We start from the raw sequence: 21,661 nt of genomic DNA on the forward strand, positions 1-21,661 counted from the left end.
CGGCCGGGCTCGCAGTGTAAGCGACCCCGAACAGTTGGCAAAGGGGCGCCGACATGGTCAGATAACCCCATCCCCCGTACCGAGGAGCAAGCATGAGCGAGATCATTCATCAGGCCAACCAGCAGCAATTCATCTGTGTGGTGGATGGCAAGGAGTCCAGGCTGCGTTACCGGCGGCTCGATGCCAAGACCATCGACGCCTACAGCACCTTCGTCCCGCCCGAGCTCAGGGTACAGGGGATCGCCGATCAGCTGGCGCGCACCTTCTACGACTGGACCCAGGCGGAAGGGCTCACCATAGTACCGAGCTGCAGCTACATCGACGTCTGGTTGCGCCGCAATGCCGGCTGACCCCCAGACGCGTCACCACACGCAAGCGCTCAACCTTCGCCCGGACGCCCGGGAAGCCGATCTGCAGGCGCAGACCGAAGCCCTGCTGCGGGCCGATGACCTGCGCATGGATTGCCTGCGGGCCGCCCGTGAACTGGCACTGTCCGACTGGGCGCTGGGGGCCGGTTTTATCCGCAACCTCATCTGGGATCACCTGCACCACAAATCGGCGCCGACCGCCCTCAACGACATCGACCTTATCTATCTGGATAGCGCCGACCCGGATGGGTTGGCGGAGACCGATCACGAAGCCTGGCTTGCCGTCAGGATGCCGGGCCAGCAGTGGGAGGTACGCAACCAGGCCCGCATGCATCTGCGCCAGCAAGTTCCCCCGTTTACCAGCTCGCTGTCGGCCCTCAGCCACTGGGTGGAGGTGCCCACCTGCATCGGGGTCCGGCTACTGGCAGACGACTCATTCGAGTGGCTGGCCCCCTACGGCTTTGCCCCCAACTGGTCCCTGCAGGTGGATCCCAACCCGCGCTGCCGCCAGGAGAGCCGGGTCTTTACCGAGCGGGTCAAGGCCAAGGGGTGGCAACGGCTGTGGCCTGACCTGGTGGTGAACTGGCCATAACCTGATTGCAATGTTTCGATAACCTTGGGCACACTAAGGAAAAGCTGTTTGTAACTCAATGGGTTAAATAATGCGCGACTTCTTCTCACTCGAACGCTGGCTACCGGGCCTCGCCGCCCTGCTGCAATACCAGCGGGCCTGGCTGATGCCGGATATGCGCGCTGGATTGTCGGTGGCCGCCGTAGCCCTGCCCGTGGCCATCGCCTATGCGGAGCTGGCCGGGGTGGGGCCGCTGGTGGGCCTCTACTCCTGCATCCTGCCCATGCTGGTGTACGCCCTGTTCGGCACCTCCCGTCAGCTCATCGTCGGCCCGGACGCCGCCACCTGCGCGGTGATCGCCGCCGTGGTGACGCCACTCGCCGCCGGGGATGCCACCCGCCACTGGCAGCTGGTGATGACCATGACCGCCATGACCGGCTTCTGGTGCCTCATCGCCAGCCGCTTCAAGCTGGGGGTGCTGGCTGACTTTCTCTCCCGCCCGATCCTGATGGGGCTGCTCAACGGGGTGGCCATCACCATCATGGTGGGCCAGCTCTCCAAGATCTTCGGCTTCACCTTCAGCGAACGCTACCTCATCGAGCGGATCGCCGGCGGTGCCAGCTACATCACCCAGACCCATCTGCCCACCCTGGCCATGAGCCTGACCGCCCTGCTCACCCTGCTGCTGGCCAAACGCTTCAAGCCGGCCTGGCCCTCCTCCATGGTGGCCATGGTGGTGACGGCGGGACTGGTGTGGGCGCTCGATCTCGGCCGGTTCGGCATCGCCACCCTGGGCGCCATCGGCTCGGGGTTGCCCGCCTTCCAGATGCCGGAGTTTCCCCCCGGCCTGATGCGGGAGCTGGTGCTGCCGGCGCTCAACCTCGCCATGGTGAGCTTCGTCTCCATGATGCTGACCGCCCGCAGCTTCGCCGCCAAGAACGGCTACGAAATCGATGCGGACAAGGAGTTCCGGGCGCTGGGCATGGCCAATCTGGCGGCGGCAGCCTCCCAGGGCTTTGCCATCAGCGGCGCGGATTCGCGCACCGCGGTCAACGACGCCAACGGCGGCAAGAGCCAGCTGGTCTCCATCATCGCCGCCGCCGTCATCGCCCTGGTCACCTTCTATCTGACGGCGCCGCTGCAATACATCCCCACCGCCGCCCTCGGCGTGGTACTGGTGATGGCGTCTTTGTCGCTCACCGACTTTCGCGGCCTGTGGGCCCTGCGCAACTCCGACCGCTCCGCCTTCTGGCTGGCGCTCATCACCTTTGTCAGCGTGCTGGCCATGGGGGTCATTCCGGGCATCACCCTCGCGGTGCTGCTGGGGCTGTTCCAGTTCCTGCGCAACGTGATGCGCCCCACCGACCAGCTGCTCGGCATGGACGACGAAGGGGTGGTGCGCACCCTGGGGGACAACGAGCAGGCCAAGGCCATTCCCGGCATCCTGGTCTATCGCTTCAACTCGCCGCTCACCTACTTCAACGCCCCCTACTTCAAGCGGCGGGTGCTGGCGCTGCTGGTGCAGGATCCCCACAGCCCCAAATGCCTGGTGGTGGACGCGGTGGCCTGCTTCACCCACCAGGACATCAGCGTGATGAGCATGCTGGGGGAGCTGCACCGCGACTTGAAGCGGCGCGGCATCCACATGGTGATGGCCGGCCGCCACGGCCAGATGAGCCTGTGGCTCAAGCAGGCCGGGATCCGGGTCGGTGACGAGGGGATCATCCTCTGCCCCGACATGTATCAGGCGCTGCGCATGACCCGCTGCTATCGCGAGCCGGTGTTCAAGGATGACGAGGTGGTGGAGAGCACCACCGAGGCCATCCTGTCGCGCTGGCCCCAGGATGAGGCCCTGCCCGATTCGGCGCGCCTCACCCTGCCAAGCGAACAGGAGGCGGGCGCCACCCCTGCCTGATCCCGAGCGGGCCCTGCCCCTGCGGCAGGGCCGCGTCTCTTGCTCCCCCTGCTTGGCCACCGCCACGATTGCGCCTCGCACCCGCTTGGTGTTAAATGCCCGTCCAGATGGCGCCGACGAGGGCCATCCCCAGTATTTGGACACCCCATGCAAACTCAATCCCACGCAGGTCCAGGCTCTCTCTTCTCCCTGACTTGGCCCCTGTTTATCGATCTCGCCCTGCACTTTCTGACCGGGGCCCTCAACACCTTCATGGTGGGTCACGTCTCCTATCAGGGGGTGGCGGCGCTCGCGGTCGGCAACCAGATGTTCGATCTCGCCATCACCCTGTTCAGCTTTGTCAGCATCGGTACCAGCGTGGTGATCACCCAGTATCTGGGGGCCGGCGACAAGGAGAAGGCGCGCGTCGTCATCCACACCGCCATCGGTTTCAACCTGCTGGTGGGGCTGGTGGCCGCCGTCGGCGTCATCGCCGGCGCCAGCACCATGCTGGCGCTGATGAACCTGCCCGCCAACCTGATGAGCGATGCCACCCTCTACCTGCAGATCATCGGCCTGTGCCTGCTGCCGGAAGCGGCGGCCCTCTGCCTGGCCGCCACCCTGCGCGCCCACGGCCACACCCGTCAGGCCATGTACGTCACCCTGACCGTCAACCTCATCACCTTCGTCGGCAACCTGCTGCTGCTCTACGGCTGGTTCGGCCTGCCCCAGCTTGGGGTGGCCGGGGTCGCCATCAGCACGGTAGCGGGTCGCATCGTCGGGGTGGTGCTGCTGGTGTGGCTGGTGGCGCGCAAGACCGGCATCCACCTGAAACTGCCGGAGATCGTCAAACCCAGCCGGCTGATGCTGGGCAAGGTGTTGCACATCGGTCTGCCGGCCGCCGGGGAGAACCTCTCCTGGATGCTGCAGTTCATGGTGGTGACCGCCTTCGTCGGCCTGCTCGGCGACAAGGCGCTGGCGACCCAGTCCTACTTCTTCCAGATCTGCCTGTTCATCCTGCTGTTCGGCCTCTCCATCGGCCTTGGCAACGAGATCATCATCGGCCATCTGGCGGGGGCCCGCCGCTTCGAGCAGGCCTACACCCAGCTGATGAAGAGCCTGAAACTGGGGCTCGTCGTCACCGCGCTCATCGCCCTCGCCGCCGCCCTCAACGGCCGCACCATCATCAGCCTGTTCACCGATGACGCCGACATCATCACCCAGGTGGCGCAGCTGTTCTTGATAAGCCTCATTCTGGAACCCGGCCGCACCTTCAACCTGGTGGTGATCAACGCCCTGCGCGCCACCGGTGACGCCCGTTTCCCGCTCTACATGGCGCTGCTCTCCATGTGGGGAATTGCCGTTCCACTGGCCTATTTCCTTGGTATCATGCAGGGTTATGGACTGGTCGGTATCTGGTTGGCGCTCGCCTGTGACGAGTGGGTGCGCGGTCTGGCCATGTTCTGGCGCTGGCGCAGTCGTCGCTGGCAAAACAAAATTCTTGTTGAAACATAAGCGGAATCACAATGAAGAAGATAGGACTCTTGTTGGCGGCCATCCTGCTCAGCCCGCTCGCCATGGCGCAAACCGCCCCCGCCGCCCCCAAGGCACAGGCGGCCCAGACCTGGTACGTGGCCCCCATCGCCATCGATGAAACCAGCGAGGCCCAGAAGGCGCTGACCAAGGACTTCATGGCCCAGATGATCAAGACCATCAAGATCAACGAGTACCAGACCGGCAAGGCGGTGGGCAAGACCAAGTCGCCCAAGTGGCTGATCCGCACCAAGCTGATGCCGGCAAGCAGCGAACCCCTGGTCGGCAAGAAGCACCCGCAGGGCCTCACCTACGGCAAGGGCATCCCCACCCAGGAGATCGTCGGCGAGCTCATCATGAACGGCACCCTGGTAGCCCATGTGGGTCAGGGCTGGCGCGAGCCCATCGTCCCGGGCACCCCGGTGGCCGAGAAGATCTCCATCGCCAACTATCAGTACGCCATCGGCAACGAAGCCAAGTCACCGGATCTGGAAGAGCTGGCGGCGCAGATCGGCTTCGAGGTGGGCAAGGTGATCGCCCGCGATGGCAAGCCGCTGCCCGAGAAGAAAAAGAAAAAAGAGTAGATGCGACACCTGTTACCAAGAAGGGGCCCTGTGCCCCTTTTTGCTACCCGCCCGGCGGCTCCAAGCTGTCATCCGTCCGTCACAATTGTGATCCATCCGGCACTTTTCAGACTCTCCGCTTACCGATAAAAGCCTTATCAGCTTGTGATTCAAACAGTTAAAAATCGCCCGTCGCATGCAGCAAATCATTGGTCCCGAATTGGAGCCGGATCACATTTATCTCGCAGGGGACGCGGTAGTTTGGTCTTGCAGGCACAATCAAACGAAACCAAGGAGGCCGCATTACATGTTCCCAGAGTACAGAGAGCTCATCTCGAAACTGAAGAGCAGTGATGTCCATTTCCAAAAGAAGTTTGACTTGCATAACGACCTGGATGTGGAGATTAGAAAGTTGGAGAAACATCACGCCAGCGACTACAGCGCCGAGGTGAAGGATCTGAAAAAACAGAAACTCAAACTGAAAGAGGAGATCTACGACATCCTCAAACAACATCCACAATAGACGCCTCGACGAATACCTGGATAAGCAACTTATCCTGCCAGCCCGGCCCGACGCCGGGCTTTTTGTTGGCTGCTCACGAGGCGCGGAGCAGATCAAGCCGCCCGGCAACCCGAGCCACCCCGCCCCCAGAATGCCGATCGTCCCGGCGATATGTTGTTCTGTCATCGTCCCTTCTCCTGCTTGACGCTATTTGCCCCGCAGCTTACCTGCCTTGGAAGGAAAAGAAAGCCTCAGCCTACAGTTAGATAAATGCCGCCAAAATGGCGGCATTTATTTTTTGTTCGTAGATAATATAAATAACTGTACTTTTTAAAACTATTAACATATAAAGTATAACATTCAGCATTCTCTATTAAGTAATTAATTATGTGCCTTATCGAACTGGTTGAATGTTGTTCAGTAATTGATGGAAATAGTCAAATACTTGACTCGGTAGGCGCCCATACCTGAAATCTATCAAATTACTTTCCATCATCACCTTCCTACGTTTTTCCGAAGCAAGGTCAAATTCCACCACCGTAGCCAAATACTCTAGAGCATACTCACCAGAGTAATCAGAACCTTCCGACAATTGAAGGAAATCTAGTAAGTCTTGAACACTAGCACGTTTGTTAATAACTGCATCCAGCATTCTTGGATTAGCAACCTTCATGAAGCAAATTGTCGCCATTATACCTTGGTAAAAGTCGTTCATAGGCTCATTGCGAGAATTTTCTATGATAGCAAAATAAGTTAAAATCCTTTCTATATCGCGCAGTGATGGTTTTAAATGCTTAGCCAGTGACTTTAGGATTTGTACCGCATTCTCATTGTTAACTTTCCGCCCTTCCCTCATTAAGTCAAAAGCAGTTATTAGATACTTAGCACCATCGTCTTGTTGATATTTACCAGATGTACGAGGCAGGGAGAGCCAAACATTAATAAATTTTTGTAGGTATGTAACTGAGTCAATTCCATCACCATATCGACACTTGACCGACTCCTCCAATTGCTTTCTATTCATAACAAGCAAGAATGTGATACCAGATACTGAGAATAAGTGTTTAATATTTTCCAGTAGATCTAATGCAAAATCAGGTCTGCAACGGTCGAGCTCATCAATAACAAAAACTATACGTTTTCCAGGTGTATGATTGATCGCTATGTCTGATAAAAATTTTCTGAAATTGCTCAATGCTAATTTATCTGCTTTAGAACTCTCAAACTTTGAAGCAATAACTGAATCTACTTGCTCAGAAACCAATGTAGAAATATCATTTTCAGCTTGATCGAGTATCGATCCATCAATTAGACCAGCAGTACCTAGCCGAATGCCAGTTTTAATCATCCCTCGACTAAAAGTTTTAAAAACCTGAGCTGCTTTTTGCTTGAACTCTACTTTCTTACTTTCAGCCTTGTCCTCTAGTAACTCATATATTTCTGAGGCGAGAGCTAAGAATGGTTCTTTTTGGTAATCATTTTCAAATGCATCGAAATATATTGTTTCAAGAGGTGGCTCTTGCTTATATTTATTCTCACCAGACCACATTTTTATAAATGTGCTTTTGCCTTCACCCCATTGAGCATCCAAGGCCAGCACCAAATTCTCATCAGAATTCATTATCAAATTATAAAGTCGGTCACCAAACTGCTTTCGATTAAACAAATCTTTTTCTGTTGAAAACCCTTCATCATCATTAATTTTTAACTCTGGTACTGTTAGCTTCATAACTCACCCCCAAATAAAATCTTATTTACAGAATAGATAGATTAAAAATTTTCATGCGTGCATCATGCCCACTTGGGGCTCGCATATCAATAATTTTATTATTTGCATCAATGTCGTGACAATTCTGTAACGGTACTTTCCATCAGACAAAATGCGTTTTTCCTGTGAGCAATTCGTGTATTTCCAATACATAAAAGCGGGCCAGTGGCCCGCTTTGTCATACCTGTTTCACCCAATCATCACACCGGCGGATGGAACTGGCTGGCCTCGCGGGTAGCCATCTCCTCGTAGGTGGCCCACTTCTGCCACGCCACTTGTTGTGCCACCTGCATCAGCCGCTCGGCCTCCTCCGGGTGGCTCTGGGCCAGCACCCGATAACGGGTTTCCTCTTGGCGATATGTAGCGAGCGGGATGGAGGGGCGCAGGCTGTCGAGGCTGAAGGGGTTCTGCCCCGCACTGCGCAGTACCGGGTTGTAGCGCATCAGCGGCCAGTGACCGGAGGCCACGGCGCGTTTTTGCTGGGTCAGGCCGAACTCCATGTCGATGCCGTGAGCAATGCAGTGGCTGTAGGCGATGATGAGCGACGGGCCCGGATAGGCCTCCGCTTCACGCAAGGCCTGCAGCGCCTGCTGCGGGTTGGCGCCGAAGGCGATGCGAGCAACATAGACATTGCCGTAGGCGATGGCCTGCAGCGCCACGTCCTTCTTGGCCAGCGTCTTGCCCCCCGCCGCGAACTTGGCGACGGCACCGAGCGGGGTCGATTTCGACATCTGGCCGCCGGTGTTGGAGTAGACCTCGGTATCCATCACCAGCACGTTCACATCCCGCCCGGAGGCGAGCACGTGATCGAGCCCCGCCGAACCGATGTCATAGGCCCAGCCATCGCCGCCGATGATCCAGACCGAGCGACGCACTAGCTGATCGATAAGCGAGAGCAACTCGCGGGCTTTGCCGGATTTCACCTCTTCCAGCCGCTCGCGCACTTGCGCGACACGGGTGCGCTGGGCGCGGATCTCCGACTCCAGCCGCTGCGGTGCGCTAATCAGTGACTCGACCAGCTCTGCGCCCAGCTCTTCCTTCATCGCCTGCAAGGCCGCCACCGCCTGACCATGATGCTGATCGGCGGTGAGGCGAAAACCAAAGCCAAACTCGGCGTTGTCCTCAAACAGCGAGTTGGACCAGGCCGGCCCCTTCCCTTCGCCGTTCTTGGCCCAGGGGGTGGTCGGCAGGTTGCCGCCGTAGATGGAGGAGCAACCAGTGGCGTTGGCCACCAGCATGCGGTCACCAAACAGCTGGGTCAGCAGCTTGAGGTAGGGAGTCTCGCCACAACCGGCGCAGGCACCGGAGAACTCGAACAGGGGCTCGAGGAACTGGGCACCGCGCACCGTGGAGAAATCCACCCGCTCGCGGGCCGGCCACGGCAGGCTCTCGAACCAGCGCAGCGCCTGTTTCTGGCCAGCCAGATGCGGCGCCTTGTCCATCATGGCGATGGCACGCTCGCCCTCATGACTCTCATCTTCTCCGGCCCGCACCGGACAAGCCTGCACACACTGGCCACAACCGGTGCAATCCTCCGGATAGAGCTGCAAGGTGTAGCGGCTGTCGGGGAAGCCCCTGGCGGTGACGGGCACCGACTGGGCGGCCTCGGGAGCGCTCGCCAGCCAGTCCTGATGGTAGAACTTGGCCCGCAGCGCCGCGTGGGGGCAGACGAAGACGCAGTTGCCGCACTGGATGCAGATATCGGAGTGCCAGATGGGGATCTCGCGGGCGATATCCCGCTTCTCGAAGCGGCTGGTAGCGGTGGGGTAAGTGCCGTCCACCGGCAGCATGGAGACAGGGATCAAATCGCCCCGCCCCGCCAGCATCTCGCCTGTGACGCGCTGGACAAACTCGCTGCCGCCGGGAGCCAGTGGCAGCGGATAGTCGCTGATCTGCTCCTCACCAGCCGGGATGACCACCTGATGGAGGTGGGCCAGGGTGTCATCCACCGCCGCGAAGTTGCGCTCGACTACCTCGGGCCCCTTGCGGGCATAGCTCTTCTCGATGCTCTTCTTGATAAGCGCAATCGCCTCGTCCCGCGACAAGATGCCGGCCAGGGCGAAGAAGCAGGTCTGCATGATGGTGTTGATGCGATTGCCCATGCCGTTGCGCTCGGCCACCCTATCCCCGTTGATGCAGTAGAGGCGGATATCGAGAGCCCGGATGCGGGCGCGCAGCCGCTCGGGCAGTTCGGCCCAGACCCGCTCGGGCTCATGGGGGGCATTGAGCAGCAGGGTCGCCCCTTCGGCGGCGAACTCCAGCAGATCCACCGACTCCACAAAGCCCCACTGGTGGCAGCCGATAAAGCTCGCCTGCTCGATAAGCCAGGGGGCGTCGATGGGTTCGGGACCAAAGCGCAGGTGGGAGACGGTGCGCGAGCCCGACTTCTTGGAGTCGTAGACGAAGTAGCCCTGGGCGTGAAAGCCCTCCAGCTCACCGATGATCTTGATGCTGTTCTTGTTGGCGCCCACGGTGCCGTCGGCGCCGAGGCCGAAGAAGAGCGCCCGCACCCGGCTAGGGGGCTCCAGATCGCCGATGGGGTGCCAGGCCAGACTGAGGCCCGAGACGTCGTCCACTATGCCCACGGTAAAGCGCGGGCGCGGCGCGTCGGATGCCAGCTCCTCAAACACGGCCGCGCACATGGCGGGGGTGAACTCCTTGGAAGAGAGGCCATAGCGACCGCCGCTCAGCCAGGGCAGGCGCTTGATAAGGCCGCGCTGCAAACCGTCGATCAGCGCGCTCTGCACATCCAGCAGCAGGGGCTCGCCGCCAGCGCCCGGCTCCTTGGTGCGATCCAGCACCGCCATGCGCCGCACGCTCCTGGGCAGGGCATCGAGCAGTGCCTGCACCGGGAAGGGGCGATAGAGGCGCACCACCAGCGCTCCGGTCTTGCGATCCTGCCGGTTGAGCCAATCCACCGTAGTGCGGGCGGTGGCCGCCCCCGAGCCCATCAACACGATGACGTCGGTGGCATCCGGGGCGCCGTGATACTCCACCAGCCGGTAGTGGCGGCCGGTCAGCTCGCCGAGGCTCTCCATGCACTGTTGCACCCGTGCTGGCACCGCCTCGTAGAAGGGGTTGACGCTCTCGCGGGACTGGAAATAGGTGTCCGGGTTCTGGGCGGTGCCGCGCATCATCGGGTGATCCGGGTTGAGCGCCCGGGCGCGGTGGGCGCGCACCCAGTCGTTGTCGATCAGCGCCCGAATTTCATCCTTGTGCAGGGCGACTATCTTGTTCACCTCGTGGGAGGTACGGAACCCGTCGAAGAAGTGGATAAAGGGCACCCGGCACTGCAGGGTGACGCTGTGGGCGACCAAGGCCAGGTCCTGCGCCTCCTGCACCGAGCCGGAGGCGAGCATGGCAAAACCGGTGCTGCGCGCCGCCATCACGTCCTGATGGTCGCCAAAAATCGACAGCCCCTGCGCCGCCAAGGATCGGGCCGCCACATGGAACACCGCCGAGGTCAATTCGCCTGCGATCTTGTACATGTTGGGCAGCATCAGCATCAGCCCCTGGCTCGCGGTGAAGGTGGTGGCAAGCGCCCCCGCCTGCAGGGCGCCGTGTACCGTGCCGGCCGCCCCCCCTTCGCTCTGCATCTCCACCACGGTGGGGATGTTGCCCCACAGGTTGGTCTGCCCCTCTGCCGCCCAGGCATCGGCCAGTTCGGCCATGGTCGAGCTCGGGGTGATGGGATAGATGGCGCACACTTCGCTCAGCTGATACGCCACCCGGGCCGCGGCTTCGTTGCCGTCAACCATGATCAGTTCGTGTTTCATAGGGACTCCTCCGGTTGGCGCAACTCGATGGCATGGCAGGGACACTGGTCGTGGCAGGCACCGCAGCCGGTACAGCGCTCGGCATCCACCTGATACCCCAGACCCGGTCCCAGCTTGGCGATGGCCTGCTCGGGGCAACTGCCGTAGCAGCCGTCGCACTCGAAGCAGTTGCCGCAGGAGTAGCAGCGCGCAGCCTCGTAGCGGGCCGCCGTCTCGTCCAGTCCGCCGATGATCTCGCCAAAGTCGTCCCGCGCCGAGGGCGGTTTGACCGGCTGGCTGCTGGCCGGGGCATGGGTCTGGAACCAGAGCTGCAGCTGCTCGGGCCCAACCAGCGGCTTCCCTGCCTGCAAATAGGAGAGCGGCTTGTGGTAGAGGCGACCGCGCAGCCAGGCATCCATGTGGCGCGCCGCCTTCTTGCCGTGGCCGGTGGCGATGGTGACGGTGCGCTCGGAAGGCACCATGTCACCGCCGGCAAACAGACCCGGTACATCCGTCATCAGGTTTTCGCCAACCTGCACCACCCCCTCCTGGTTGACCCGCACGCCGGGGATGCTCTCCAGCACGCTCAAGTCCACCTCCTGACCCAGCGCCAGAATGAGGGAGTCCGCTTCGAGGGTTTCAAACTGGCCGGTGGGCACCGGCTTGCCATGCTCGTCGAGGGTCATTACCTCCACCTCGATATTGGTATTGTCGAGCTGGCGGATGGTGCGCAACCAGTTGATCTTGATCCCCTCCTCCTCGGCCTCATCGGCTTCGAAGGCGTGGGCCGGCATATGATCCCGGTCGCGGCGGTAGATGATCATCGCCTCCTCCACCCCGAGGCGGCGGGCGGTGCGGGCTGCGTCCATGGCGGTGTTGCCGCCGCCGTAGATGGCCACCCGTCGTCCCAGTTTGGGTGGCGGCAAGCCCTGCTCCTCGGCCAGGCTGGCCTGTTCGAGGAAGCTCACCGCATCAAGGATCTTACCCGCCTCCCGGGCCGGAATGTCGACCCGCTTGGCCAGGTGGGCGCCGATGGCCATGAAGACGGCGTCAAAGCCCCCCTGGTCGCGCTCCTTGAGCACGTCCTCCACCTTGTGGTTGAGGGTCAGCGTCACCCCGGCGGCGACGATGCGGGCCACCTCCCGATCCAGCACCTCGCGGGGCAGACGGTAAGCGGGAATGCCAAAGCGCAGCATGCCGCCGGCGAGCGGGCCCGCCTCGCGGATCTCCACCTGATGGCCGAGCCGGTTGAGGTGCCAGGCGCAGGAGAGGCCGGAGGGGCCGGCGCCTATGATCAATACCTTCTTGCCGCTGGCGGGCGCAGGGGTTGCAGGCTGCCAGCCTCGGGCCAGCGCTTCGTCGCCGAGAAAGCGTTCGATGGCATGAATGGAGACGGCATCATCCACCTGGGCCCGGTTGCAGGCGCTTTCGCAGGGGTGATAACAGACCCGCCCGTGGACTGCAGGCAGAGGATTCTCTTCAATGAGGGTCTGCCAGGCCGCCTCGAAGCGGCCCGCTTCAGCCAGGGCAAGCCAGGCCTGGATGTTCTCGCCAGCCGGGCAGGCATGATTGCAGGGTGGCAGGGCCGGCCGCCAAACGGGTAGCCGAGTACGGACCGGACCTGTTCCCGTCTTCTGGGAGAGATCCGGCTGTGGGGTCATATCCAGTTGTTTGCTCATACATTGCTTTCTTCTTTTTGGGTGACAGGCCCCATCCGAATGCACTTGATACCGTTTAACCGAAGCGGACGGTGGCCGGAGAGGGAAGAAGCGAAAGCGTCAGAAACTGGAAGCTGACTCGATAATGGACTGATTTGTGTACTGAATGACGGATCAGGATCAAAAAATGTTGCACTTTATGAGGTATGGAGTGCACAACGTGACCCGTGTAACATCTTGCCCGTCTGCAGGAACTCCGCTCGGGCTCGCGCTCCAAGCGACGCCGCACCGTCGGCGACCCCGAGTGAACGCCATCCCTGCAACCATTGCTGCACGGAACGGGGATCGCCCGCTTCTCTCCTGCACTGGAACCGCCATCGCACAAGGACCCGGCCATGCCCACACTCGCCAGCATTCATCTCTACCCCATCAAGTCGACGGCAGGCATGCCACTGACCCGCGCCCTGGTCACCGAAGAGGGACTGCAGGGGGATCGCCGCTACATGGTGGTCAAACCGGACGGCAGCTTCATCACGGCCCGCACCCATCCCCAGCTGCAGCAGGTGGTGGCCACCCCCATTGAGGGCGGCCTGCAGCTGCGCTATCCGGGCTTTGAGCCGCTAACCCTGCGAGAGACCGAGTTCAGCCGCGCGCCCCGGGCCACCGGCGTCTGGAAAGACAGCTTCAACGCCCTGCACACCCACGCCCTGGCCGATGCATGGCTGAGCAAGGTGGCGGGGGAGGCGGTGCAGCTGCTCTGGCTTGGCGAAGAGTCCAACCGCTTTCGGGAGAAGACCGGCACCCGGGTCAGCTTTGCCGACGGTTATCCCCTGCTGCTGATAAGCCAGGCGTCTTTGGAAGATCTCAACCTGAGATCCGACGCGCTGCACCAGATGAGCCAGTTTCGCACCAACCTGGTGGCAAGCGGCACCCACCCCTTCGAGGAAGACGGCTGGAAGCGGATCCGCATCGGCGAGGTGGAGTTCCTGGTGGCCAAGCCTTGCAGCCGCTGCATCATGACCACGGTGGAGCCGGGCACGGATCGCTTCAATGCCCTGAAAGAGCCGCTGGCCACCCTCACCCGTTACCGGCGCGGCGAGGATGGCGAGGTCTACTTCGGTCAGAACCTGGTGGCCCTCAACGAGGGGTGGATTGAGGCGGGCAGCGAGATCGAGGTGCTGGAGCGCGCCCGCGCCCCTGTCTACCCCAACGCAGCCCCCAAAAAACGGGAGCTGGTGTGCGTGGCCCGCGAGCCGCTGGCGCGGGATCTGGAGACCTTCTGGTTCGAGGCGGCCGATGGCGAGCCCCTGCCCGACTATCTGCCGGGCCAGCACCTGCCCATCAGCCTGGATATTGGCCTGGGTCTGCGGCGCGAGCGCCTGCAGCGCCGCTATACCCTGAGCTCCACCCCGGAGCAGCCGGAGCGTTACAGCATCAGCGTCAAGAAGGTGGGGGGCGGCCGCATCTCCCACTGGCTGCACCAGCAGTTGCAACCGGGTGACCGTCTGCTGGCCGCCAACCCCGCCGGCGAATTTCATCTGGGCCGGGATCGCAATCTCTTGCTGCTTTCGGCGGGCTCGGGGGTCACTCCCATGCTCTCCATTGCCCGCACTCTGGCCTTGCGCGGTGAGCTCGGCAGCGTGCACTTCATGCACCTGTGCCGCAGCGAGGCTGACATTCCCGCCGCCGGCGAGCTGCACGCCCTGGCGCAGCAGGGGATGACCCTCACCCTGATCCTGAGCCAGCCTGATACACACTGGCAGGGGCTCAAGGGGCGGCTGGATGATGTTCACCTCAAACAGATCAAAGGGTTGCAACAGCGGGAAGTGTTTATCTGCGGCCCCCACGGCTTTATGGCCGATGCGGCCACCAGACTGGCCGCCCTTGGCGTGCCGGCCGGGCGGATCCGCCAGGAGAGCTTTGGCGGCGCCATCCTCTCCCTCTCCCGCCCCCATCAGGCGGTGCAACTGCGCATCGGCGAGCAGGCGTTTGCCGGCAACAATCAGGGCACCGTGCTGGATCAGGCCCACAAACAGGGGGTGGAGCTGCCCTGGAGCTGCCGCGCCGGCATCTGCGGCAGTTGCAAGCAAACCCTGGTCTCGGGTGAAGTGGATCACCCCGATGCCCCGGCCATCACCGCCGCCGAGCGAGCCGCAGGCAAGATCCTCACCTGCTGCGCCGTCCCCCTCACCGACATCGTCATCAAATAAGGTGATCGAGACACAATAATACCGCCGGCCGGGAGCATGCTCCCGGCCACGCTTTTCCCCTCCTTTGCCTTCCGCCTCCTTTCTCGCCCCTTTTCACCGACCCGCCACAGCCTTGGCGAAGAGCGCTCCTATACTCACTGCAACAACAATAAAACCCCACAGAAGTACCGGCCTTCGCCGCGTGACAAAGGGGGTTATCGGTGAGAATAAGGACGCTCAAACCATGGAACAGAACAGACCCGCCTTTCAGCTCAATCTGCTGCTCTCAGTCATCACCCTGATCCTGCTGTCGCTGGTGTTTTTCGCCTACAGCTGGTCGGGAAAACAGATGGAACAGAGCTATCAGCAACGTTACCAATCCTATCTGCTGGCCGATGAACTGCGGCAATCCTCCGACGATCTGACCCGCCTCGGCCGCACCTACGTGATCACCAAGGATCCCGCCTACGAACAGCAGTACATGCGGATCCTGGCCATTCGCAACGGGGAGCAGAACCGACCACAGGGCTACAACCGCATCTATTGGGACTTCGTCGCCGCCAACGGCCAGAACCCGCGGCCCGACAGCCAGGTGCGCCGCGGCCTCATCGATCTGATGAAGGATGCCGGCTTTACCGAGGGCGAGCTGGCCAAGCTCAACGAGGCCAAGAACAACTCGGATGCCCTGGTCAACACCGAGGTGGCCGCCTTCAAGCTGGTGCAGCAGACCGATGGCGATCTGGCCGCCAACCAGCAGAAGGCCATCGCCATGATGCATGACAAGGCCTATCACCAGAACAAGGGGCGCATCATGTCCCCCATCGACGACTTCTACGTCATGATGGAGACCCGCACCCAGCAGGCGGTGGATGACGCCACCAGCCAGTCCGCCATGCTGCGCTACCTGTTCATCGCGCTCGGCCTGGTGTTGATGTTCTTCCTCTGGCGCACCTACAAGGCGCTGATCGATCTGGTCGGCACCTCGGTCGATCAACTCAGAAGCGATCTCAACCACCTGGCCGAGGGGGACTTCTCCCAGCCGATCAAGGTGCCTGCCGGTGCCAAGGAGAGCCTGATCGGCCTGCTCGCCACCATGCAAAGCACCCTCAAGGGGATCATCGCCCAGGTCTCCCACTCGAGCGAAGAGCTCTCAAGCTCGGCCGACAGCATCGCCCAGATAGCGGAGCAGACCGCCCAGTTCGCCACCTCCCAGCAGACCAGTACCCAGACCATGGCGGCCGCCATCGAGGAGCTGGTGGTGAGCATCAGCCACCTCTCGGACAACGCCACCCACGCCGACGAGCTCAGCAAGATCTCCGCCAACACCCTGGAAGAGGGCTCCGGGGTCATCAAGCAGACCCTCGACAGCATCCAGAGCATCTCGGACACCGTCTCCAACGCCGCCAGCAGCATCGCGGATCTCAACAGCCACACCCAGCAGATCTCGGAGATCATCGAGGTGATCCGCGGCATCGCCGATCAGACCAACCTGCTGGCCCTCAACGCCGCCATCGAGGCGGCCCGGGCCGGCGAGCAGGGACGCGGCTTTGCAGTGGTGGCCGACGAGGTGCGCAACCTCGCCAGCCGCTCGGCCGCCTCCACCCAGCAGATCACCGGCATGATCGGCAAAATTCAAAGTGGAGCGGACGCCTCCATCCGCAGCATGGAGAACACGGTCAACAACGTCTCCCGCGGGGTGAGCCTGGCCAGCCAGACCGGCGCGGCCATCGCCAGCATCCAGGATCACGCCTCCAACCTGACCGGCCTGATGGGGGAGATCAGCCACACCCTGCGCGAGCAGTCCACCGCCGCCAACGAGGTGGTCTCCACCGTCGGCAACATCACCTCCCTCTCCGAGCAGTCGGGGGATGCCGCCCGCCACGTCTCGCAGGAGGCGGCCAAGCTCAAGCAGCTGTCACGGCTGCTGCGCCAGGAGATGGCCCACTTCAAGCTGTAGCGCAAAGCGCCAATGAAAACGGCTGCCCGAGGGCAGCCGTTTTCATTGGCGCTTTCGCTTAACCGCGCAGGGCGGCGATGCGCTGCTCGATGGGCGGGTGGCTCATGAACAGCTCGCTCATGGAGCGCTTGCCGTTGATGCCGAACGCCATCATGGAGCCTTCCAGCTGCGGCTCGGCACCGCGGGAGAGGCGCTCGAGGGCGGCGATCATCTTGTCGCGACCGGCCAGCTTGGCGGCGCCGGCGTCGGCGCGGAATTCACGCTGACGGCTGAACCACATGACGATGATGGAGGCCAGCACGCCGAACACCATCTCCAGCACGAACACGGTGATCATGTAGGCAAAACCGCCGGTGCTGCTGCTCTCTTCCTCGTTGTTGGAGCTGAAGAAGTTGCTGATGACGCCGGCCACGATGCGGGCGAAGAACATCACGAAGGTGTTCACCACCCCCTGGATCAGGGTCAGGGTCACCATGTCGCCATTGGCCACGTGGCTCACCTCGTGGGCCAGCACGGCTTCCGCCTCGTCACGGCTCATGCTGTAGAGCAGACCGGAGGAGACGGCAACCAGCGAGTCGTCACGGCGAGCGCCAGTGGCGAAGGCGTTCATCTCGGGAGAGTCGTAGATCCCCACTTCCGGCATCTTGATGCCCGCTTCACGGGCCTGACGGGCCACGGTACTGACCAGCCAGTGCTCGGTCTCGTTGCGGGGTTGCTCGATGACCTGGACGCCATAGCTGCGCTTGGCCATCCACTTGGACATCAGCAAGGAGATAAAGGAACCCCCAAAACCGAACACGGCACAGAACACCAACAGACCGGAAATGCTGGACTTGTTGATCCCCAGAACCGAGAACAGGATATTGAGTACCACCCCCAGCACCAGCATGACGGCCAGGTTGGTCACCAGGAATAGCATAATTCGCTTCATATTGACTCCTTGTGAGATATGGATGCGTGGCCCGTCACCAGTTCGCTGCCGGCCGGGCCACACCTGTCACGCATAATAGACAGTTTCTATGAATGTTCGCTGAATGTCGGATTCAGAGCAGGGGCGAAATGTCGAGTCGCCCGCGCAGATCAGCCTCGAGCGGATTGTTTACAAAGGGTATTTCACCCAAAAACGGGGCCGGCAGCAAGCCCCGCAGGGTGTCCAGATTCTCCTGATAGTGGCTCATGGAGCCGTGCAGCCGGTTGATGACCCAGCCAGCCACCGGCAGGTTGTTGTTGCGAATGGCGGCGAAGGTGAGCAGGGCATGGTTGAGACAGCCCAGTTTGGCCCCCACCACCATGATGACCGGCATGTTCTCCTGCTTGACCCAGTCCGACAGCAGGTGCTTGCGATCGAGTGGCAGGAACCAGCCCCCCGCCCCTTCCACCACCACCAGTTCGGCCCCCGCCTGCTCAATCTGGCGCAGCCCGTCCGACAGCCCCTTCAGGGTGATGGCATCGCGCGCTTCGCTGGCGGCGATATGGGGCGCGATGGGCGGCTCGTAGGCGTAGGGGTTGACCAGATCGTAGGGCAGCGGCAGGCTCGCCGCCTCCTGCAACAGCACCGCGTCCAGATTGCGCAGTCCCTCCGGGGTGCGGGCACAGCCAGCGGAGACAGGCTTGTAACCGGCGCACCGGATGCCGTGCGCGGCGAACTCCAGCAGCAGGGTGCGGGCGACCAGCGTCTTGCCCACATCGGTGTCGGTGCCGGTGACGAAGAAGGATTTGACCATGATGACTCCTCAATACTGTGCGGGTGCCCAAGCTCGATACGGCGGGGCACCCGCAGCTCAATTCTCTCGGCCAAGACCGCCGGTTAACGGCGGATCAGCTGGCCGAGGCAAACCTGATAACTGGCGGCCAGCAGACCGTCCGGCTGACGATGGGCCTCATAGGCCTGGCTCAGACGCAACAAGCGCTGGCGGCTGCCAAGGCCGGTATGACGCTCGTCATTGACCTGGCTGGCACCGATCCCCTTGAGATCGCGCAGCAAGCCGTTGAGCTCGGGGTAGCCGAGCGACCAGGTCAGGCTCTCCAGCGCAGGGGCGACAAACCCGCCGGCGGCGATGGCATGCTGCAATTGTGGCAGGCTGAGGAAGCGATTGACATGATCACACTCGTCAACCGTGCGCCAGGCCTCACGCAGTTGCCAAAGCGACTCGGCCAACAGGGTCGAGAACAGCAGCCGGCCGCCGGGTTTGAGCACCCGGTGCAGCTCGGCAAAGGCCTGGGCCGGTCGCTCGCACCACTGTAAGGCCAGGCTGGAGAAGACCCAGTCAAACGTCTCGTCGGCAAAAGGGAGCTGCTCGGCATCGCCGCACAGCAGGCGGGCGCCGCTGCCGCGAAGGGCCGCCTGCGCCAGCATGCCGGGGGCGAGATCCAGCCCGGTCAGCTCGCTGCAGCGCCCGGCCAAAGCCGGCAGAAAGAAGCCGGTGCCACAGCCCAGATCGAGCCCACGACCTTCCAGCCCCTCATGCATACCCGCCGCACTCATCCGCACCAGCAGCGCCTGTCCCACCTCCTGCTGGAAGCGGGCGTGGGCGTCGTAGTGACGGGCGGCGGCGCCGAAACGGCGGGCAAGCTGGGCCTTGTCCACCGCCTGAAAACGCTCATGCAGCATGGGTGCCCCCTCTCTCGTCGTCCGCCGGGCAGAGGCCGAGGGCATCGAGCAGCCGATCCACGTCCTCAGCGCGGTGAGCCGCGCTCAGGGTGATGCGAAGGCGCGCCGTGCCGACCGGTACAGTGGGCGGGCGGATGGCACTCACCCAGACGCCGCGCTCCCGCAGCCGCTCGGCCAGTTGCAGGGCGGCCCCGCTCTCCCCCACCAGCAGCGGCTGGATGGGGGTATTGCTGTCACCCAGCTGCCAGCCCAGCGCCTGCGCCCCTTGTCGGAAACGGATGATGAGTTCACCAAGCTGGGCGCGGGCCTCGTCAGCGGCGCGTACCAGTTCGATGCTCTGGCGCACGGCGCAGGCCTGGGCCGCCGGCATATGGGTGCTGTAGACATAGTGGCGGGCGAAGTTCACCAGATACGCCACCAGCTCGCGACTGCCGCCCACAAAGGCGCCGGCCACCCCGAGCGCCTTGCCAAAGGTGCCCATCTGGATGTGCACACCGGCCGGGTTCACCCCCTGCGCCGCCAGGGTGCCGCGCCCTTGTGGCCCCAGCACACCGAGGCCGTGGGCATCGTCGATCATCAGCCAGTTGCCGCTCTGGGCGGCCAGGGCTGCGAGCTCGCGCCAGGGGCCCTGATCCCCGTCCATGCTGAACACCCCCTCCGAGACGATCAAGCCTCGACTTGGCTCAAGCTGCCGCTCAAGGGCCGCCATGTCGTTGTGGCCGAAGCGCTTCATCTTGCAGGGGAGCTGGCTGCCCATCTCCTGCAGGGAGGCGTGGTTGAGTTTGTCCTGCCACAGCAGATGATCCTTGCCGAGCAGGGCCTTGAGCACCGCCTGATTGGCGGAAAAGCCGCAGTTGAACAACAACACCGCCTCCAGTCCGAGCCACTCGGCCAGCGTCTCTTCCAGCTGCTGGTGGGCACGGCTGTAACCGGTCACCAACGGCGAGGCACCGGCCCCCGCGCCATAGCGCTCGATGCCCTCCTGGAAGGCGACCTTGATGGCGGGGTGATCGGCCAGCCCCAGATAGTCGTTGGCGGAAAAGTTGAGGTAATCGCCCCCCCCAACCTTGAGGCGCCCGCCACTCGCGCCGTCGGTCGCGATGCGGCTGCGCAGCAGGCCTGCCTGTTCGCGCCCGGAGAGCGCTGCGCTCAACCCGAAGGGGCCCGTTACTGCAGGGCCCGTCATGACCGCGCGGCCCCAGCACGGGGGCGGGTGGCATCATAAAACATCTCGGCGGGCTCGCTCTGGCGACTCACCTCGGCCAGCAGCTCCTCTTCTTGAACCTGATCCGGCTTCTGGGCCCGCTGGGCGGGGCGAATGCCGAGGCGCTTGAACAGCTGCATGTCGCTGTTCTCGTCCGGGTTGGGGGTGGTCAGCAGCTTGCAGCCGTAGAAGATGGAGTTGGCCCCCGCCATAAAGCACATGGCCTGCATCTGCTCGTTCATCTTCTCCCGCCCGGCGGAGAGGCGCACGTGGGAAGCCGGCATCATGATGCGTGCCACGGCGATAGTGCGGATGAACTCGAACGGATCCAGATTCTCCTGGTTCTCCAGCGGCGTTCCCTTCACCTTGACCAGCATGTTGATGGGCACGCTCTCCGGGTGGCGCGGCAGATTGGCCAGCGCCATCAAGAGGCCCGCCCGATCCTTCGCCTGCTCCCCCATGCCGACGATGCCGCCGGAGCAGACCTTCATGCCGGCGCCGCGCACGTGCTCCAGAGTATCGAGCCGGTCCTGATAGGTGCGGGTGGTGATGATGTCGCCATAAAACTCCGGCGAGGTGTCGAGGTTGTGGTTGTAGTAGTCAAGGCCGGCGGCGCCGAGGCGCGCCGCCTGATCGGCGGTGAGCATCCCGAGCGTCATACAGGTCTCCATGCCGAGCCCGCGCACCTCCTCGATCATCCGCAGGATATAGGGCATGTCCTTCTCTTTCGGGTTGCGCCAGGCGGCCCCCATGCAGAAGCGAGACGAGCCGTTGGCCTTGGCTTCGCGAGCCCGCTCCAGCACTTTCTCCACCTCCATCAGCCGCTCGGCCTCAAGGCCGGTGTGATAACGGGCGCTCTGGGGGCAGTACTTGCAATCCTCCGGGCAGGCACCGGTCTTGATGGAGAGCAAGGTGCTCACCTGTACCTCGTTCGGATCGAAATGGGCGCGGTGCACCGTCTGGGCCCGAAACAGCAGGTCGTTGAACGGCAGGGCAAACAGGGCTTGAACCTCGGCGAGGGTCCAGTCGTGACGAAGGGCGTGGCCGCCCGCGGTGAGAGCATTCATACATGGCTTCCAATTGTTATA

16 protein-coding genes are annotated in these 21,661 nt (G+C 62.4%); 8 read left to right on the plus strand and 8 right to left on the minus strand.

Annotation, left to right across the window (positions count from 1 at the left end; genetic code table 11):
• Window positions 1-92: 92 nt before the first annotated feature.
• The 6 genes from AB5Y81_RS06535 to AB5Y81_RS06560 all read left to right on the plus strand — a co-directional run bounded on the left by AB5Y81_RS06535 (window position 93) and on the right by AB5Y81_RS06560 (window position 5,452).
• The gene (locus AB5Y81_RS06535) at window positions 93-350 is read left to right on the plus strand and encodes a GNAT family N-acetyltransferase (protein ID WP_005299077.1); all 258 of its coding nucleotides are present in this window, start codon (window positions 93-95) and stop codon (window positions 348-350) included.
• Window positions 340-960, plus strand: a complete 621-nt coding sequence (locus AB5Y81_RS06540; protein WP_279484597.1) for a nucleotidyltransferase family protein — start codon at window positions 340-342, stop codon at window positions 958-960. The genes AB5Y81_RS06535 and AB5Y81_RS06540 overlap by 11 nt, the downstream gene beginning before the upstream one ends.
• A gap of 70 nt (window positions 961-1,030) precedes the next feature.
• Window positions 1,031-2,854 carry a SulP family inorganic anion transporter gene (locus tag AB5Y81_RS06545; RefSeq protein ID WP_017781843.1) on the plus strand — a complete coding sequence of 608 codons (1,824 nt, stop codon included), beginning with the start codon at window positions 1,031-1,033 and terminating at the stop codon, window positions 2,852-2,854.
• Window positions 2,855-3,001: 147 nt separating this feature from the next.
• Window positions 3,002-4,348, plus strand: a complete 1,347-nt coding sequence (locus AB5Y81_RS06550) for an MATE family efflux transporter (RefSeq protein ID WP_368146610.1) — start codon at window positions 3,002-3,004, stop codon at window positions 4,346-4,348.
• A gap of 11 nt (window positions 4,349-4,359) precedes the next feature.
• The gene (locus AB5Y81_RS06555; RefSeq protein ID WP_017766109.1) at window positions 4,360-4,950 is read left to right on the plus strand and encodes a hypothetical protein; all 591 of its coding nucleotides are present in this window, start codon (window positions 4,360-4,362) and stop codon (window positions 4,948-4,950) included.
• Window positions 4,951-5,236: 286 nt separating this feature from the next.
• The gene (locus AB5Y81_RS06560; protein ID WP_005299061.1) at window positions 5,237-5,452 is read left to right on the plus strand and encodes a YdcH family protein; all 216 of its coding nucleotides are present in this window, start codon (window positions 5,237-5,239) and stop codon (window positions 5,450-5,452) included.
• 373 nt (window positions 5,453-5,825) lie between these two features.
• On the opposite strand, the gene AB5Y81_RS06565 is transcribed toward AB5Y81_RS06560, so the two are convergent.
• The 3 genes from AB5Y81_RS06565 to AB5Y81_RS06575 all read right to left on the minus strand — a co-directional run bounded on the left by AB5Y81_RS06565 (window position 5,826) and on the right by AB5Y81_RS06575 (window position 12,633).
• On the minus strand, window positions 5,826-7,160 hold the full coding sequence (locus tag AB5Y81_RS06565; protein ID WP_279484599.1) for a P-loop NTPase fold protein: 1,335 nt from the start codon (window positions 7,158-7,160) through the stop codon (window positions 5,826-5,828).
• Between the two features lie 239 nt (window positions 7,161-7,399).
• Window positions 7,400-10,975 (minus strand): pyruvate:ferredoxin (flavodoxin) oxidoreductase, encoded by a 3,576-nt coding sequence (gene nifJ / locus AB5Y81_RS06570; RefSeq protein ID WP_279484600.1) that lies wholly within the window; start codon window positions 10,973-10,975, stop codon window positions 7,400-7,402.
• Window positions 10,972-12,633, minus strand: a complete 1,662-nt coding sequence (locus AB5Y81_RS06575; protein ID WP_368146613.1) for an NAD(P)-binding protein — start codon at window positions 12,631-12,633, stop codon at window positions 10,972-10,974. Before AB5Y81_RS06575 ends, nifJ begins: the two co-directional genes overlap by 4 nt.
• Before the next feature lie 374 nt (window positions 12,634-13,007).
• Here AB5Y81_RS06575 and AB5Y81_RS06580 point away from each other — a divergent pair, with 374 nt between their 5' ends.
• Window positions 13,008-14,822, plus strand: coding sequence for an MOSC N-terminal beta barrel domain-containing protein (locus AB5Y81_RS06580; protein WP_279484601.1), 1,815 nt, complete (start codon window positions 13,008-13,010; stop codon window positions 14,820-14,822).
• A 223-nt stretch (window positions 14,823-15,045) separates the two neighbouring features.
• On the plus strand, window positions 15,046-16,758 hold the full coding sequence (locus tag AB5Y81_RS06585) for a methyl-accepting chemotaxis protein (RefSeq protein ID WP_268009289.1): 1,713 nt from the start codon (window positions 15,046-15,048) through the stop codon (window positions 16,756-16,758).
• A gap of 58 nt (window positions 16,759-16,816) precedes the next feature.
• Here AB5Y81_RS06585 and htpX read toward each other — a convergent pair whose 3' ends face one another.
• From htpX to bioB, 5 genes are all read right to left on the minus strand, one after another.
• Window positions 16,817-17,689, minus strand: coding sequence for a protease HtpX (htpX, locus tag AB5Y81_RS06590; RefSeq protein ID WP_010634511.1), 873 nt, complete (start codon window positions 17,687-17,689; stop codon window positions 16,817-16,819).
• Window positions 17,690-17,801: 112 nt separating this feature from the next.
• Window positions 17,802-18,482, minus strand: coding sequence for a dethiobiotin synthase (gene bioD / locus AB5Y81_RS06595; RefSeq protein WP_005299037.1), 681 nt, complete (start codon window positions 18,480-18,482; stop codon window positions 17,802-17,804).
• An 83-nt stretch (window positions 18,483-18,565) separates the two neighbouring features.
• On the minus strand, window positions 18,566-19,369 hold the full coding sequence (gene bioC, locus AB5Y81_RS06600; RefSeq protein ID WP_017786070.1) for a malonyl-ACP O-methyltransferase BioC: 804 nt from the start codon (window positions 19,367-19,369) through the stop codon (window positions 18,566-18,568).
• Window positions 19,359-20,555, minus strand: coding sequence for an 8-amino-7-oxononanoate synthase (bioF, locus tag AB5Y81_RS06605; RefSeq protein ID WP_279484602.1), 1,197 nt, complete (start codon window positions 20,553-20,555; stop codon window positions 19,359-19,361). Before bioF ends, bioC begins: the two co-directional genes overlap by 11 nt.
• On the minus strand, window positions 20,552-21,640 hold the full coding sequence (gene bioB / locus AB5Y81_RS06610; protein ID WP_213343089.1) for a biotin synthase BioB: 1,089 nt from the start codon (window positions 21,638-21,640) through the stop codon (window positions 20,552-20,554). The genes bioF and bioB overlap by 4 nt, the downstream gene beginning before the upstream one ends.
• Window positions 21,641-21,661: the final 21 nt, after the last annotated feature.

Source organism: Aeromonas sp. s2 (assembly GCF_040907935.1).
Classification (GTDB): Bacteria; Pseudomonadota; Gammaproteobacteria; order Enterobacterales; family Aeromonadaceae; genus Aeromonas; species Aeromonas dhakensis.